Raw genomic sequence first — 15624 nt, 5'->3', positions numbered from 1 at the left:
TCAAAGTTTGCGACAGAACCCGATATTGCCGTTTTTGATACTAGTAACGAAATCTTTGATTGCCTTGGGTACTCGATGTTTGCCGTTTTCATCGAGATTACTTTCTACTACGCGTTTAATGATTTCATTCACCGACTCTTGACCACATAGACCGGCGATTAAGCTAAAAGCTTGTTGGTATCTATCCTGTTCCGAAAAGCCTTTAGCTTCTTCAAAATAGAGTTCATCAACCTCTTGCTCTATTGCATATTCTTCAATAAATTCAATGACACCTTCAACGTTTGGTATGCCTACCCCATTAGTTACTTGACTTAATGCAGCACCAAATAAAAAAGTAGACCCTTTGTTATTTTTTTTGAGGCGTATATTTAGAATACGTTCATCGTAAAAGCCAATTGACATATATTGCTTTTTCTCCTGCTATTGTTTTGCTTTGTCGTTGATACTAATCACTGTGTCGATTTGAGGCTGCGAAAACTCTTTACTCATAAGCGAAGAGGTAACTAGCTTACGCGCTTTTAGAGTGCGCTTGTCGAAACTTTCAATGTTATTTAACCAGTTGATATTCTTTCACAAGGCTGTCCAATGGGATTCTAAGCCCATCGTGTAGCTTGCGAATCATTGAGATAGATAAACGTCTTTGACGGCTCAGAATCTCCGTAACACGGCTACGCTGACCAAGGAAAGGTACAAGGTCTATTCCCCTTAATTAAAAACTGGATCAGAAATTTGAATAAGGACTTTTCCTTCGCTTTCAAACACACTTTGCACTTCTTGGAAATTCCAATCATCACCAGAAGTTAAATCCGCATCAAAAGGAACAGTGGCATCAATACTTTCAAGACGCTCTAATAGCCCTTTAACATTAGAGTATACCCCTTCCTCTTTTGCTTCTTGCAGGAAGGTTCTTGGCGGTTCATGGTAGACATTACCAACAGGTAGTACACCATATTCTTTATGTTGAATCTTGACTTGTAATGTTGGTGATGCCTTTCTTAGCAATTCCAAAATCTGACTTGTTTTCATGCGAAAATTTTCCCTTAGCAACGTGTTAGTGTTCTATCGTGATACTTCATTGTTGCCGCACCAATAGACAATGTGCTGACAGCAAAGAAAGCAAACCAACGATAATTTAGATATTTGGTTACGGCTGATAATGCATCGGTTGGTACTGGTGCTGTCCACGCAACAATGAAGCTGATTACGCTACCCAACATAAGAGCAACGGTAATAATTATTCCTGCTTTAATTTTCCAATCAAAGAACTCAAAAAACATGATGTCTTTTTATCCCTTTTGTTCGTTGTCTTTGTTTGGTAGGCCATTCACAGCGTCTAAGTCACGCTGTTCACCCGCCTTTGCTATCCGTGATAACTGGCGTTCGGACTTACCCCAACGTTTTGCGATTTCTTCAAACTTCCAACCTTTAGCGTTTGCTATAAGCTGAAACTCTGTAATATTTCTACCTGTCATATGTGTCTAGTACATTCCAATTTAATTACCTGTCAAATATGTCTAGCTCACTAATCGCCAGTATTTCGACTCTCAGGAGCTAACAACGACTCAAAACGTTCTAAGTTTTTGATATTACACTCTTGATTGAATTTTTCTTCAAACCCTAACACTGTAATAAGCTCTCGTTTAGAAGTGGATAGTAAGTAAATAGCGTCCGTGTGCTCATTGAACATTTTTAGAAGAAACTCAATAGCATCAACTCGGTTTCGAGTGGATCTACCTTTCCATGCTGGCTCATGATGGAATAAACGATTCCTGAACTTATTTAATGCTCCCATTTTCTGAAATAATGTATTGAGTTTAACTCTCTTCTCTCTAGCGTTCGGGAAACACTTATCCAACTGTGTTTGCCATAGGTTATGATCTCTGTTGCGAGGGTTGTTGTAGTCTCGGTGTAACATGTGAACCCAAAATCCAAACGGTAATCGAGAAACAAGATCGTTACTGGTATATCGAGCGCCTACATCCTTTAAACACTGCTGTTCTGCAAAATCGACTTGTTTTCGAGACTCTTGACTTAGAGGAATTCGCTTATACCATTCATCATCTTCAAAGCATTCTGTTGCTGATTTATGGATTGAATTTCTCAATGTCACTTCAAGTAGCTGAACTACTGAGAAAAACTGAGACATTATACTTTGCATCGCCATATAAACGGCTATCAACTCACTATCAGATTTACAGTCGAGCACCTGACGATAGGTCTCTAGTTTTTCTGTAGAAAGTCCTTGCTTGATCTCTTCCAAATCCAAATTATTTGCCCTCTGTATCAAGGTTGTGTATTATTAGAAACAACTGAGGTTAATCCTCTTGTTGTGATAGCCCTGTCCTCTTCCGCTGGAAACAGTATTGACAACAGGTAGCGAGTTTAAGAGCCACCCTTTCGAGGGTGGCTCACTTGTTTGTAGCTAATAAAAGTACACTACATACACCCGTCATATATGTCTAGCATATTTTAAAAAGCCATATCTGCAATTGCTAGCATACTCACAGTATCTGTCTCTATAAGTCTTACCGTGGTTTCAAGGCTCTTATTTCCAAGCATCAAATGGATAGTCGGAACGTCTACTCCATGACGTTTAAGCCTTACAGCAAACGTGCGTCTACCGCTTAGAATACTAGGCTGATCAATACCAGAATCAGCCAACAATCGTTTGATGTGATTATTTAAAGCATTACAGTGGTAAGTCGTATTACCTTTCTCTGTGGTTCTATGCTTGATTTTAAAATGGTCGCCATTCCTACGCTTAAAGAATGGTTCATCAGCATCAAAAGCATTGTATTGATCGGGGTGATCACCATCTTTTAGCCGTTGCTCAATGTAGTTCTTGATAAGATTCTGTAGCTTAATGTTGGACAGATAAAAATCTCGATTCACATCGCCTTTAATGGCAAAGCATTTTGTTAGGTGTCCGTTCTTCTTAACAATGTCTCGAACTTGGATGCGACATACCTCTAGTGTTGTCATTCCACTACCCAAGAAAAATCCCATTAGACACGCATTAAGCTCTGGCTCTGGTGTCTGTGTAATGACTTTAAAGATCCAAGTTTTGTCTTTGTCCTCGATGAGCGTTGGTAGTGCCATGTGTGCATTTTCCTGTTTTGCATGAATAAACACACACGCTAACAGTGACAAGTTTAGAAATCAGTGATCTAAGGATTGGAATTACTGGCTTTGGGGGAAAACGTTCCGTAGTATCGAAATCAACTGATCACGATACTACATACTGGAGTGGTTAAGGTAATTGATGGGCTGTTGCTGTTAAAGACTCGATTTGAACTGTTTTACCTGACATAGAAACTTCTTTGGTATAAAGACTTTCTGCCTTATCCCATTCTAAAAACGCCTGATTAGCTATCGTTTGAATATTAGCTAAATTCACATCGTATTTTTGCGTTAAGCTCAAAGGAAACTTGAAATCATAACTAAGCCAAATGCCATTTTGCTCGGGACGTAATACGTGTTGCCAGGCGGAGTACTGACTACCACAATTGTCATATTCAAAATTGCAAATCTCAAACCCCTTACTTTCCGGCAACTGAGATAAATATAAATACACATCGTAGGTTTGATACTCAGGCATCGCTTCAGCATTGTTAAAATTTAACACAATAACACTGTGTGCCCCTGCCTTTGTCCCAATCTCAATATGATTGGTAATAGGGGGGGGCGTTGCAGTGTTCGTACAGCCCAATAGCGCTGATGATATTCCCACCGCAAGTAACATTTTTTTCATAAATAGCCCTTTTTTTACTGGATATCTAACCAGTATAATAAGAATCACATCACGACACAATAAACATCCTCACCAATTGATTAATGTTGAATTAATCAATAATTTCAATATGTTCTTGTTTATATATGGTTCATGCTGGCTGCTATATACTTGCATGTAGAGTCAGTATGAAGCCGACAGAGCGAAGCGGCGTCAGTATTACTAATTTAGAGAAAACTGATCATTTTGAGGTTTAGGATCAAAAAATCAAGCGAAACCAAAACACATCACAACCCGTTAACATTTAACTAAATTCTGTAATTAACTTTCAGGAGAAAACTCTAGGGTATGGAAAGAGAAATGGCTGACTTTCGAGCGGTTGTAGCTAGAGTCGTCCCCTACCGCGCAAAAGCCAGCCTAATTTTGTCAATTTAACATATGATCGATAATACAATCCAAGAAAGAAGCACCGTACGGTGACTAATTTAGGTTCTGTCGCAAACTTTGAGGATTTAAGTTAAGGTTTGCTTGATTTCTACTCATGAAACTGATTCTTAATGTGTAAGGCTGTCACTTTCCTTCTGAAGTTGTTCTTGAAACCGTACGTTATTATCTCGCCTATAAACTCAGTTATCGTGAAATTGAAGAGATACAGCTTGAGCGTAGAGTTGTTGTAGATCACGCCACTATCGATCCGTCGATAAATTTGGAAACGTGATCGATTACTACCTTAGCCCGAACCGTGATGAGGCAGCTGCCAAAGCCTTTCTGAATAAGGCCATTGCACAAAATGGTTTACCAAGCAGGTTACTGCCAAGCAATAAACTTGCGCGGGACAAGAGTGAAGAACTTGGCCCCCCTAGTGGCTGCCATACATCCTCAAACAAACAGTCCATTTCCTGGTGTCGTGGGAGAAGCGAACGGCCATGTCATTGATTTTTTACTCTGCGATCGCCATGATGAGAAAGCGGCTCGCGCCTTCTTTACCAAGGCAATCGGCTATAATGGTTTATCAGAAAAAGTGGTTATCGATAAGAGTGGTACCAACGCGTTAGCGCTGCATAACATCAATGTTCAACTCTGGCTGACGGAGAAGAGACTCAACTTGATTGAAGTATTTCAAGTTAAATATCTGAACAATATAGTTGAGCAAAGTCACCGGAAAGTGAAAGGTAAAATACATCAGTGTTTAGGGGGGGAATTTGTATGAGAGAGCCAGTTCCACCCTGGCAGGCGTGGAACTGTGGTCGATAATTAAAAACGGACAGCTCGATAATCCTGAAGGCTTATCTGCTTGGGAGCAATTTTACGCACTAGCAGCCTAATTACATCTAAAAACCAGTACACTTATACTTCATCATAATTTTGCGATACAACCCCACATTATACGGCTTTGGCTCTAGAGCTGGTTTTGTTCATTTTACTTTAAATGACTAAAGCGTTGCTCCAAATTGTTCTAACAACTCACGTTGTGCATCGGTTAGATTTTTGGGTATTTCAACTTGAACCTCCACCAATAGATCGCCCGCTTCACCTTTACGACTTGTCACGCCTTTCCCCGTCATCTTGAATTTGCGCCCTGTTTGAGTACCCGCTGGAATTTTGAGTTTAAAGCGACTGTCTAACACATTCACCGTAACTTCCCCCCCTAAAGCCGCAGTAACCATATCAACTTTGGTGTGACAAATAATGTCATTACCATCGCGGTCTAGAAACCCATGTGGTCTGGTTGCAATAATGAATAATAAATCCCCCGAAGGACCACCATTAACGCCTAAACCACCTTTACCGGAGTAACGTATCTTTTCACCATCTTTAATACCCGAAGGGATCTTAACTTTGATTTTTTTCTGTTTACCATTGATTAGCAATTCGACCGTTTTTTCAGCCCCTTGAACCACATCAATAAAGTCTACAGTAAGCGTATATTGGTGATCTTGACCTTTTTGTCCGCGTGGGCGCCCGTGTCCACCACGAGTTTGTGAGAAGAGATCCTCAAACCCTCCACCAAAGCCGCCGCCACGTTGGCGGAAGGCATCACTAAAGAAGTCTTCGAACCCACTGTGACCACCAAAACCACGATTCTCAGATTCAGTATGACAAAATTGGTCATACTGAATGCGCTTTTCTTTGTCTGTTAAAATTTCATAAGCATCTTTTACTTCTTTGAAATTCGCTTCTGCTGTCGCATCTCCGGGATTTTTATCGGGGTGATACTTCACCGCCAACTTCTTGTAGGCTTTTTTAATCTCTTTCTCCGAGGCTCCCTTAGATACACCTAGCACGCTGTAATAATCTCGTTTTGACATGCTAAAAACTCACTCAATTTCTCATTCAAACAAAAAAGGGCGTATGAGTGACCTCTTACGCCCTGAATACCAATAAGTTCACGTCTCCATGATACATAACTCAACGTTTAACAGCTCGAAAGCAATTATCCGTCAGTGGCGTTACTTCATTTCTTCAAACTCAGCATCAACAACATCGTCGTCCTGCTTAGGTTGTTCATCAGCTTGCTGTGCTTGTGCTTTCTGTTGAGTAATTTCCATTAGCTTTTGAGCTGCTTGCATAAGTTCTTGAACTTTAGCGTCGATCACTTCTTTTTCGTCACCAGACTTAGCTAATTCTAGAGCTTCGATAACCGCTTCGATTTTAACTTTCTCGTCTGCAGGTAGAGCTTCACCCGCTTCTTCTACTTGCTTCTTAGTACCGTGAATCATTTGGTCAGCTTGGTTACGTGCAATGACTAGCTCTTCGAACTTCTTGTCCGTTTCTTTGTTAGCTTCTGCCTCTTGTACCATTGCTTCGATCTCTTCCTCAGACAAACCACCTGATGCTTGTATCGTGATCTTTTGCTCTTTACCTGTTGCTTTATCTTTAGCAGATACGTTCAGGATCCCATCCGCGTCTAGGTCGAATGTTACTTCGATTTGTGGCATGCCACGTGGAGCTGGTTGGATACCTTCTAGGTTGAACTGACCAAGAGACTTGTTGTAAGTCGCTTGCTTTCGTTCACCTTGAAGAACGTGGATAGTTACTGCGCTTTGGTTGTCTTCAGCTGTAGAGAACACTTGCACCGCTTTAGTCGGGATAGTTGTGTTTTTCTCGATAAGCTTAGCCATTACCCCGCCCATCGTTTCGATACCGAAAGAGAGAGGAGTAACGTCAAGTAGTAAAACATCTTTAACGTCACCAGCTAGCACTGCACCTTGAACAGCAGCACCCATTGCAACAGCTTCGTCAGGGTTCACGTCTTTACGTGGCTCTTTACCGAAGAATTCAGTTACTTTAGCTTGAACCATAGGCATACGAGTTTGACCACCCACTAAGATAACGTCAGTGATTTCGCCTACAGATAGGGCAGCATCTGCAAGAGCTACTTTTAGTGGCTCAAGAGAACGTTGAACTAGGTCTTCAACTAGAGACTCAAGCTTCGCTCGAGTCACTTTGATGTTCATGTGCTTAGGGCCATTCGCATCAGCCGTAACGTAAGGTAGGTTTACGTCAGTTTGAGTAGTAGAAGAAAGCTCGATTTTCGCCTTTTCTGCTGCTTCTTTAACACGCTGCATTGCTAGTGGATCAGTTTTAAGGTCGATACCTTGCTCTTTTTTGAACTCATCTACTAGGTAGTTAATCATGCGGTTATCGAAATCTTCACCACCAAGGTGAGTATCACCGTTAGTTGAAAGAACTTCGAAAGTTTTCTCACCTTCTACTTCATCAATTTCGATGATAGAGATATCGAATGTACCACCACCAAGGTCGTATACAGCGATAGTGCGATCACCACCTTGCTTGTCTAGACCGTAAGCTAGAGCAGCAGCAGTTGGTTCGTTGATGATCCGTTTAACATCTAGGCCTGCGATACGACCAGCATCTTTCGTTGCTTGACGCTGAGCATCGTTGAAGTAAGCAGGAACAGTAACAACTGCGCCAGTTACTTCTTCGCCTAGGAAGTCTTCAGCTGTTTTCTTCATTTTCTTAAGAACTTCAGCAGATACTTGAGGAGCAGCCATTTTTTGGCCTTGCGCTTCAACCCAGGCATCACCGTTGTCAGCCTTAACAATGTTGAAAGGCATGATTTCGATATCGCGTTGAACTTCTTCATCTTCAAAACGACGACCGATTAGACGCTTGATAGCGAATAGGGTGTTTTGAGGGTTAGTAACCGCTTGACGCTTCGCAGGTTGACCAACTAGCGTCTCACCTTCAGTGTATGCGATTACCGAGGCTGTTGTGCGTTCGCCTTCAGTATTTTCTAGTACGCGAGGTTTGTCGCCGTCAAGTACGGCAACACATGAATTTGTTGTCCCTAAGTCAATACCGATAATTTTACTCATAATAAGACCTCTCTTATTAAAATTATTTTTTCTAATGCAAAATATGTAATTCTATTCTTCTATATGAGTACAAGCGTTTAAGTCTTGCACTCTAGTGGTGATAAACAGCAATATTTTTAGACAAGGTTAGTAAAATCGAATACTAAAATCACCTTATCCGATCCTGTTTCCCCAGTCATTATTTGTGGATTGAGATCTGACGGGGTTGCATTGCTTCTGGGACTTCACGGACGAGGTCTACGTGCAGTAAACCATTTCCCATACTCGCTGCTTTAACGGTTACGTAGTCAGCCATCTGGAATTTACGTTCAAAGTTACGCTCTGCGATCCCTTGATAAAGGTAATTAGGTTTAGTTTCTACAGGCTGAACTTCACCGGAAACGATTAACATATTTTCGTTCTGGGTAAGAGTTAGTGCATCTTCAGAAAAACCAGCTACAGCCATCGTAATACGATAGTTGTTTTCGTCTTTCTGCTCGATGTTGTATGGAGGGTAGCCATTACAAGATGGCTTATTCGTGCTACTCTCCGCTAGGTTAAATAGACGTTCAAAACCAATGGCATGACGGTATAGCGGAGAAAAATCTACATTACGCATAATACTATCCTCATAAATAAGCAATAGTTCTTAGTGTTTAGTACACCAAGACCGGAGACAGACTCTATTGCACCACGTAGGCGCCGTAAGACATATGTTCCAGGTGTTAACAGGTTTAAGGAACTCGCTAATGTCGCATACTACAACGTCAACGTTCCTTGATTACAATTGCCCTAGCTTCCCTAAGAAGGCGAAGTGGGCAACTTAAGAACTTCATCTGTCAGTTCGTTTTTTTAAAATATTATCCCAAGAGAAACCTGTCAATATTAACATTAGTTTTTTTTGGTCATTTATAAATTGTTAATTTAGCAAAAGCGCTAGCTCGATTCTGTCAGATTCGATCTAACAGGTTCTTCGCTGGCTCATTCCTACACACAACCCAAATCGCGGGCCTGGATCTGTCAGCATATAATGTATTTTAATGTGACACCCTAAGCGCCAAAACGCACATCAAAACAAAACCCTGAGCACTTAAACGTCCCCTCCCCCTTTGTCACAAATCGCAATGCTGGAAATACTGACCCGTAGTTGGTGTACAGAATGATGTGATCCGCTCGCTCGTGAAGAAACCATTCACCAAAGCCAGCGCCATTTAATTCGATGAAAAAGTCACGGATTTCATGGAAAGCAAAACGACGCGACCCCAATAGCGGAAACTGCTGCTTGATAGCTTCAACGAACCCTTGGTCTTTTAACGCTGCGATATCAGCCTGCTGCTCGGGCGATTGACGACGACTGAACATTTTCAAACGCTGGATTTTGGAAACCCAATCAGACTTTTTTTTCGCCTCATCACGACACTTTTTGACTTGAGAGCGCAACTTCAATACCGCCAAAGGACTAGAGACATCATTTTTTGGTGAGCTTTCGTGCCCCAGCGGCGAAACGCTGGTCGATGAATTTGAATTAGAGAGAGTTGGGATTGAGTTTTGTTGCGCCATGAGAATTTCCTTTCTGTTTGAGTATCACTTTTCGGAGCCGCTTGGCTGTCCGCTCCTCAACATCGTTCTGCTTTGCAAGGGCGCACAGCGGCGAAGCCTCCCTTGAAAAACAGGTTGTGGGGAGAGACGGTTAACAGCCTGCGAACCCAAAAATGAGGCGAGTGAAAGAAATCGGCGCATAAGAAAACAAGCCCTTATTCGAACTTATTCAAAGACAGAGAGATCAACGAGGAGAGAGGACGAGGTGCCTCGAACGAAGAGAGAAGTGCCTTGGGTGATTGTTCTCAGGAACGTAGAAGCTCATCGAGCAGGCTCGATAAAGCAACTCAAGTTGTCGACAGAGGAGCAAAGCGAAGGAATAAACCGAGCGGAGTGATAACGACCAGATAAATGAACCATGACCTATGTCCTTATACAATTCATCTCACCTTTCTCTTTGAGAAAGCGTTCATACCTCCTTTTTACTGTGCCACGATCGAGTCCCAATACCTTTGCAGCATAAGTATAGTTTCCTAGGGAATGAATCATGCATTCATCCCCCCCCTCCACCGCTTTCATCACCACACTCATATCAGGATCCCTATTAGGACTGACATAAACCAAAAATCGAGCAGTAAGACATTCCCGAACTTTCAACAGATCGACTAGCATTTACTTTTCAGTCCTATGCAGTAGCAGATGAATAACTTCCTGATCATCAATATGACCCACTTCCACTCGATAGGCTCCTGTACCTTGGACTTTATCAATCAACGTATTTAATCGATGAGTTTTAACCTTCTTAGAAAAAGGTTTCATTTTCTAACATTGAGGCAAAACACTGCTGTTCAAAGAGAGCGGTCAACATGATGTAGAGCTCATCCTAATGAGTGAATTTGGCTTGATAACTGAGGTTAATTTCGTTCATTTGCCATAAATTTTCCTCTAGGTTGCCCTTGGCATTCCTGCCTATACTCAGCATGGTCTTCAGCTCTTTCTTACATTTAGAATATTGAGGCTGTTTTATCTTTGGCTTGATGAACTCTACCAAAAACTCATTTCTTTTTTGTGTAAGCCAATAGGCTTGGCTTTGGTCAAATGAATAATAAAGAGAGGGGAGGCGTTTGAAATCGTTTGGTCTATTGCTTGATAGTACTTTAAGTTAAGGCTCATGAATGGTCGCTAACTCTTATAATCCGGTGGAAGAACGTCCGAAGAGCCTGAGCTCAATGTAGTCAAGGTGATACAACCGCGCCCCAGCCCAAACATAATTAACAATTAAGGCGTGACTTGAACACGCTAAGAATAACAAGGTTAATCTCGTTATTTAAGTTTATTCAATACGTTGAAGAATCCTTTGGATTCAACCGTAAATAGAGCACCGACTATTACTGGTAGACCGCTATTAAAAGCGGACCTGCTTAAATTTCCCAACGCCGATAAGCAGATCGCTCTTTTAAAATCACGTCTAGTGCTCTCTCAAATGCGTACTTATTACCCTTAATTAAGTCTCGTGCACCACCACTGTTAAACCAGATGAAAGAATAATATTCAGAGTGATTTGATAAGGTTTTTTTGAAAACAACCCCCATTGTCCCCGTTTAGATACCCATCAAACTTAAACCTTTATTAATTAAAAATATTCTTTAAAGGTTTAATTTCCATCCTTAGTGCTTTATATTGGTTATATAAGATTAAGGCATTAAGGGCACCCAATGACCACCATCATCGATTCATTAGAACTTGTTTGTGAACGTATGCAGCAAGAGCAATCAGATCTGAAAGCCGTTATCAAAGAGCGTATGCAGATCAAAGTAACTGATACAGAAATTGAGGGGAGTGTTGATAGGCTTATCTATAATCACTCATTGAAGAAGAAAGAGCTTCAAGAGCTGTTTGGCTTATCTCGTGTGACCTTCAATTCTAGAATAGATGAAGCAACCGAGCAGGGCGTCGTTGGCGCTCCTATTATCCAAGGACGCACTCACCTGTATAATCGCTTCGACGTCGCCAATATGATGGAGTTCATGAACTTTCCTAAGTACAACCAGCGCTTTGAATCGACAACCGTTGTAGTGGAAAACCATAAAGGGGGCACTGGCAAATCCACCACGACAGTGACCCTAGCGACCACTGCTGCGCTTGATCTTAATCTTAATGCACGCTGCCTAGTGATAGATTTAGATCCCCAAGGCTCAACAGGCCAAAACCTGATTCATCAAGCCGACGATGAATCAGTCTACATGACAGCTGTTGATATCGCGCTAGCAGGCCAAGAGCCCGAAGGTGATTTTTCTCAATACCTTAATGACTACCGTTATGACGAGTTAGTTAAAGCGATTCCGTTTAAGACTCACCTCCCTAACTTAGATGTGATTCCTGCCTTCCCATCAGACGAACGCTTTGTCGATTCTTACTGGGGGCAAGATGAAATAGGTCAACGGAATTTGCTGAGTGTGTTGCGTGAAAAAATCTTACCCATACTTAAAGAAGAGTACGACCTAATCTTCATCGATACGCCCCCACAGAACTCTCCAATTCTCTGGGCAGTGAATGAGGCGGCTGATGCGGTCTTGATTCCAGTCACCCCACGAGAGTTTGATTTTGCCTCAACGAGTAACTACATGGCCACTATGCCAGGTACATTTAGAGCATTACCATCACAAGGAAAAAATTTAAAGTGGGCTAAATTGCTTCCAGTGAACTTCGATGAGAAGAGCGCTCATGAAGTTAAAGTGTTTGATAAATTGCTGCGTGCGGCGCAAGGGCATTTATTATCAACAGCGATCCGTCACTCTGAAGCGTTTGTCGCGGCTGCGGAAAGCAACCGTACAGTACTGGATATTCGAAAATCAGAGCAGATTTGTAGTGGTAAACAATTTGATTTAGCTATGACATCGGTGAATGCCGTGTACCACCAATTCATCACTGAAATTAAGCAGCTAGCAACAAAAGGGCTATAACATGTTACGACCTCAAGACAAGCGAACCGGCTTTAACCAAGGCAATCAATTAGGAAAACGAGTTAAAGCCGAACCCCCTAAAAAAACATTCACGTTTGCTAGCGGTAAAACAGCCACTGCAGAAAGAGTGGTGGTTAAATCAGATGAACTTGAAGTTAAAACTGCAATTCACCCTTTAAATCCACGTCGCCAAGATTCGCTTACGCTTGATGCTGTGCGTGATATATTACCAAGCGTTCAGGAAGAGGGCGTACATACTGAAGGCGTCGCGACCAAAGACGGGCAGGGCACTTACCAGTTACTTGATAGCTCACGTCGCCGTTTCACTTGCATCCATGCTAAAAAAGATTTACCTCTATGGGTTATTGAAGGGGAGATCGACCAAGCTGATTTGCTCGCTTTTATTCAAACTACTCAATCTGTAAAGCGCTTGTCTTACCGAGAATTGGGAGCTGATTACAAAAGCGTGATGCAAGCACAAGGCTTTACGAAGCTCGATGAACTAGCTGACTATCTGAATATTGGACGTGAAACTTGCCGAAAGCGCTTTGCTGCAGCATCAGTTGATCAGCGTTTGATTGAGGTCTTTCCTGATTGCGAAGGGATCCCAAATGGTTACTACGCTAAGCTGGCTAAAGTGGAAAAGCAGTTAGATAAAGAAGGTACTACAACGGCACATTTCATCAGTTCACTTAAGGTGGATGTAGATAATTTAGTCTCTGTAGAAGATAAACAAAAGCAAGTTCTTGCTCAGATGGAGTCGAAGCTTTTAAAGGGTAAAGATAAAATAAGCTGGAAGACTAAACCATTAGCGCTGTTCGATGACAAGAACAAGTATGCAAAGGTATCTCACAGCAGTGATAAGCGGGGGCTTAAGATTGAATTGAGTAGATTGCCCGTTGATGTGTATGACGATATCATACGGTTTGTTTCTGAAAAAGTGCAAGATAAGTAAATAACAACCCCGCCAATGAGCGGGGTTTTTAATGGGGACAATGGGGGTTGTTTTGCCCTATGAACAACAAACCACCTCATTATTTAGATGTCATAACAAAGTTGATGAATATAAAACTTGAGATCAGTATCACTGAAGGTAACAAATTTTTAGTGTTAGCTGCAAAACACTAAAAATCTGTTACCTGAAAATCATAATTCCATTAACTCTAACCTGTGATAGAAAATAGAATCAAACTGCATATCTGCAGGCATTACGATAATACCCATCCTAACACTTTCAATGGCGAGTTTATGGTGTTTACTTAACTCACCATTGACAGGGTATGAAAGTACAATATTAAAGGCTTCTTTTGCGAGTTTTAACATCGGGTTATCAGGTGCTAGCTCTTCAGCTAACTTTGCTCTTTCCAATGCCTCACCTTTATTGTCACTTTTTTGCTTCCATTGGAAAAGGAACTCAAGCGCAACAATACTCTTTCCTCGATAACGAGCTTTATAACCATACGATCCAGACTCTTCATCAACCAAAAAGCTTAGCTCTTTTCTCACTTCTTCGTTAGAAGCAAGCTCTTCGATTGGCTTACGAATACATCGTTCCATGAAGACCTTGTTGTTGGTGTAACTGGATTTGGTTAACTTCCCTTGCTCATCTAAGAGACCGAATAAACCATGTAATTGCGCTATCGATTGCTCATGCAACTTCATTCCAGGCTTTTTAAAGCGAGATAGAATAGTGTAAAGGCGCTTAGAATGTTCTGACTTCAAACTACGAAAAGATAAATGGTTAATTTGAGCGTGGCCAGCTGACTGAGCAAGATAAGCATCCATTAATTCAGCGTTAGGCACCATAATTAGCGCCCCTTTTTTATACGCAACTCGACTAAAAAGAGGCATAAAATCAAATTCTTGATCAGCATCGTTCATTAAGCCTACTTTGCGCGATGAGAGCCTTTTAGCCATAGGCTTTAATGTTGGATAAAGCTGCTTTGCTGAAAGACCAAACCACTCCTTTAACACTTCAGATTGAAACGTATATTCAGGTGCGTATACGTGTCGACCTTCCTGATACGCAACCCAATGGTCTTCGTGTAGTCGAGAGAGGAAGAGTGCAAATGTATCATGCTCTCTCGCCGTCAGTCCTAGCTGGCTAAAAACTAAAGCATGGCTTTTCTTAAAAAAGTCATTAGGCAATTCACGGTAGTCTTCAGTTGTGATCAACTGTCGATGGTCAGTCATAGTAATTAGTTTCAGGTAACAGATTATTAGTGTAGTACAAGGATAAGACTAAATTTCAGTAACCTCAAGAACGTAATTCACAATTTTAGACTAAATTCCTGTAACCTTAATAGAAATACTAAAATGAAACACTCAATATCAAGACTTATGGGATAAAGTCTGTTTGGACACTAAAAAAATGTAACCTTCACACTAAAATTTAGATCAATAACACTAATTTCTTGTTACCCCCAGACTAATTAAAAGATCAACAAGACTAACTACAAGATCAATCACACTAATAATATGTTGCCAAAACCTCAATATCATTATGATTTTAAAGTGTTTTTTAGCAATTATAGATCTTATATAAATTATAGATCATATAGAGGTTATATACTGTTATAGAGATTGTGGATAATGTGGATAAACTCAATTTATTAAATAAAAAAACTACTTATCCACATAAAATAAAGAATATTAGAAAAACTAGCTTAACGTTCATCGATCAATGTTTTTCTACTTTCCTACTACGGACTTCCAATTTCCGTAAGTATTGGTGCCATAGAGAGTAACGAACGCATAAACCTGACGGGCAACGCTTTGGCGTTGCTTTGTCGGATTTGTGTATGGACAACTATTCGCTCGTTCCTCACGAAAGTTGTCCATACACAAATCTAGGTTTAGAAACCTTCAATATATGATCTGAGGGAGATCTTTTAATCTCGTTGTATATTGGGGCGACAAAAAGTACGGTTCATCAGCCACTTCTGAGTGGCTTTGTTTCCGTAATCAACCCACTTTGTCTTTTGATGTCATTAGGCGACTCGATAGCTCTCGGTCATACCAAGCTGCATAAATCGATTTAATATTGATGCCGCTTGCATCATTTCCTGTTGTT

The 15624-nt window shown here is 41.1% G+C and carries 15 protein-coding genes and 1 pseudogene; 3 read left to right on the top strand and 13 right to left on the bottom strand.

Going from position 1 to position 15624, the window contains the following annotated elements:
* The 7 genes from AB4513_RS13600 to AB4513_RS13570 form a co-directional block, all read right to left on the bottom strand.
* Positions 1-402, bottom strand: a complete 402-nt coding sequence (locus tag AB4513_RS13600; RefSeq protein ID WP_240800339.1) for a hypothetical protein — start codon at positions 400-402, stop codon at positions 1-3.
* A 303-nt stretch (positions 403-705) separates the two neighbouring features.
* Positions 706-1026, bottom strand: a complete 321-nt coding sequence (locus AB4513_RS13595; RefSeq protein WP_102258074.1) for a hypothetical protein — start codon at positions 1024-1026, stop codon at positions 706-708.
* Positions 1027-1040: 14 nt separating this feature from the next.
* Entirely contained in the window at positions 1041-1277 is a 237-nt protein-coding gene (locus AB4513_RS13590; RefSeq protein WP_102258075.1) for a hypothetical protein, read from the bottom strand.
* A 9-nt stretch (positions 1278-1286) separates the two neighbouring features.
* Positions 1287-1472: a hypothetical protein gene (locus tag AB4513_RS13585; protein WP_017086662.1), complete on the bottom strand. Its 186-nt coding sequence runs from the start codon at positions 1470-1472 to the stop codon at positions 1287-1289.
* A 50-nt stretch (positions 1473-1522) separates the two neighbouring features.
* Positions 1523-2266: a hypothetical protein gene (locus AB4513_RS13580; RefSeq protein WP_102258076.1), complete on the bottom strand. Its 744-nt coding sequence runs from the start codon at positions 2264-2266 to the stop codon at positions 1523-1525.
* 203 nt (positions 2267-2469) lie between these two features.
* Complete coding sequence (locus tag AB4513_RS13575) at positions 2470-3099, bottom strand: site-specific integrase (RefSeq protein WP_102258077.1); 630 nt, start codon at positions 3097-3099, stop codon at positions 2470-2472.
* A 151-nt stretch (positions 3100-3250) separates the two neighbouring features.
* Positions 3251-3751, bottom strand: coding sequence for a hypothetical protein (locus tag AB4513_RS13570; RefSeq protein WP_017104225.1), 501 nt, complete (start codon positions 3749-3751; stop codon positions 3251-3253).
* Positions 3752-4295: 544 nt separating this feature from the next.
* On the opposite strand from AB4513_RS13570, the pseudogene AB4513_RS13565 reads away from it, so the two are divergent.
* Positions 4296-5055 (top strand): annotated as a pseudogene (locus tag AB4513_RS13565) (transposase); the annotation flags it as partial.
* Positions 5056-5163: 108 nt separating this feature from the next.
* On the opposite strand, the gene AB4513_RS13560 reads toward AB4513_RS13565, so the two are convergent.
* The 5 genes from AB4513_RS13560 to AB4513_RS13540 all read right to left on the bottom strand — a co-directional run bounded on the left by AB4513_RS13560 (position 5164) and on the right by AB4513_RS13540 (position 10639).
* Positions 5164-6039, bottom strand: a complete 876-nt coding sequence (locus AB4513_RS13560; RefSeq protein WP_017096991.1) for a DnaJ C-terminal domain-containing protein — start codon at positions 6037-6039, stop codon at positions 5164-5166.
* Positions 6040-6180: 141 nt separating this feature from the next.
* On the bottom strand, positions 6181-8070 hold the full coding sequence (gene dnaK, locus AB4513_RS13555) for a molecular chaperone DnaK (RefSeq protein WP_102258078.1): 1890 nt from the start codon (positions 8068-8070) through the stop codon (positions 6181-6183).
* A gap of 178 nt (positions 8071-8248) precedes the next feature.
* On the bottom strand, positions 8249-8668 hold the full coding sequence (locus AB4513_RS13550) for an Hsp20 family protein (RefSeq protein WP_017091829.1): 420 nt from the start codon (positions 8666-8668) through the stop codon (positions 8249-8251).
* Positions 8669-9099: 431 nt separating this feature from the next.
* Positions 9100-9609, bottom strand: coding sequence for a hypothetical protein (locus tag AB4513_RS13545; RefSeq protein ID WP_102258079.1), 510 nt, complete (start codon positions 9607-9609; stop codon positions 9100-9102).
* Positions 9610-10471: 862 nt separating this feature from the next.
* Positions 10472-10639 carry a hypothetical protein gene (locus tag AB4513_RS13540; RefSeq protein ID WP_371700257.1) on the bottom strand — a complete coding sequence of 56 codons (168 nt, stop codon included), beginning with the start codon at positions 10637-10639 and terminating at the stop codon, positions 10472-10474.
* A gap of 664 nt (positions 10640-11303) precedes the next feature.
* On the opposite strand from AB4513_RS13540, the gene AB4513_RS13535 reads away from it, so the two are divergent.
* Positions 11304-12551, top strand: coding sequence for a ParA family protein (locus AB4513_RS13535; RefSeq protein ID WP_102258081.1), 1248 nt, complete (start codon positions 11304-11306; stop codon positions 12549-12551).
* Position 12552: 1 nt separating this feature from the next.
* Positions 12553-13506, top strand: a complete 954-nt coding sequence (locus AB4513_RS13530) for a ParB family protein (protein WP_102258082.1) — start codon at positions 12553-12555, stop codon at positions 13504-13506.
* Positions 13507-13697: 191 nt separating this feature from the next.
* Here the strand turns inward: AB4513_RS13530 and AB4513_RS13525 are convergent, their stop codons facing one another.
* The gene (locus AB4513_RS13525; protein ID WP_017099008.1) at positions 13698-14744 is read right to left on the bottom strand and encodes a replication initiation protein; all 1047 of its coding nucleotides are present in this window, start codon (positions 14742-14744) and stop codon (positions 13698-13700) included.
* Between the last annotated feature and the right edge of the window lie 880 nt (positions 14745-15624).

The organism is Vibrio sp. 10N.222.54.E6, assembly GCF_041473955.1.
GTDB classification, from domain to species: domain Bacteria; phylum Pseudomonadota; class Gammaproteobacteria; order Enterobacterales; family Vibrionaceae; genus Vibrio; species Vibrio tasmaniensis_A.
This window is presented reverse-complemented; position numbering and strand designations above follow the sequence as displayed.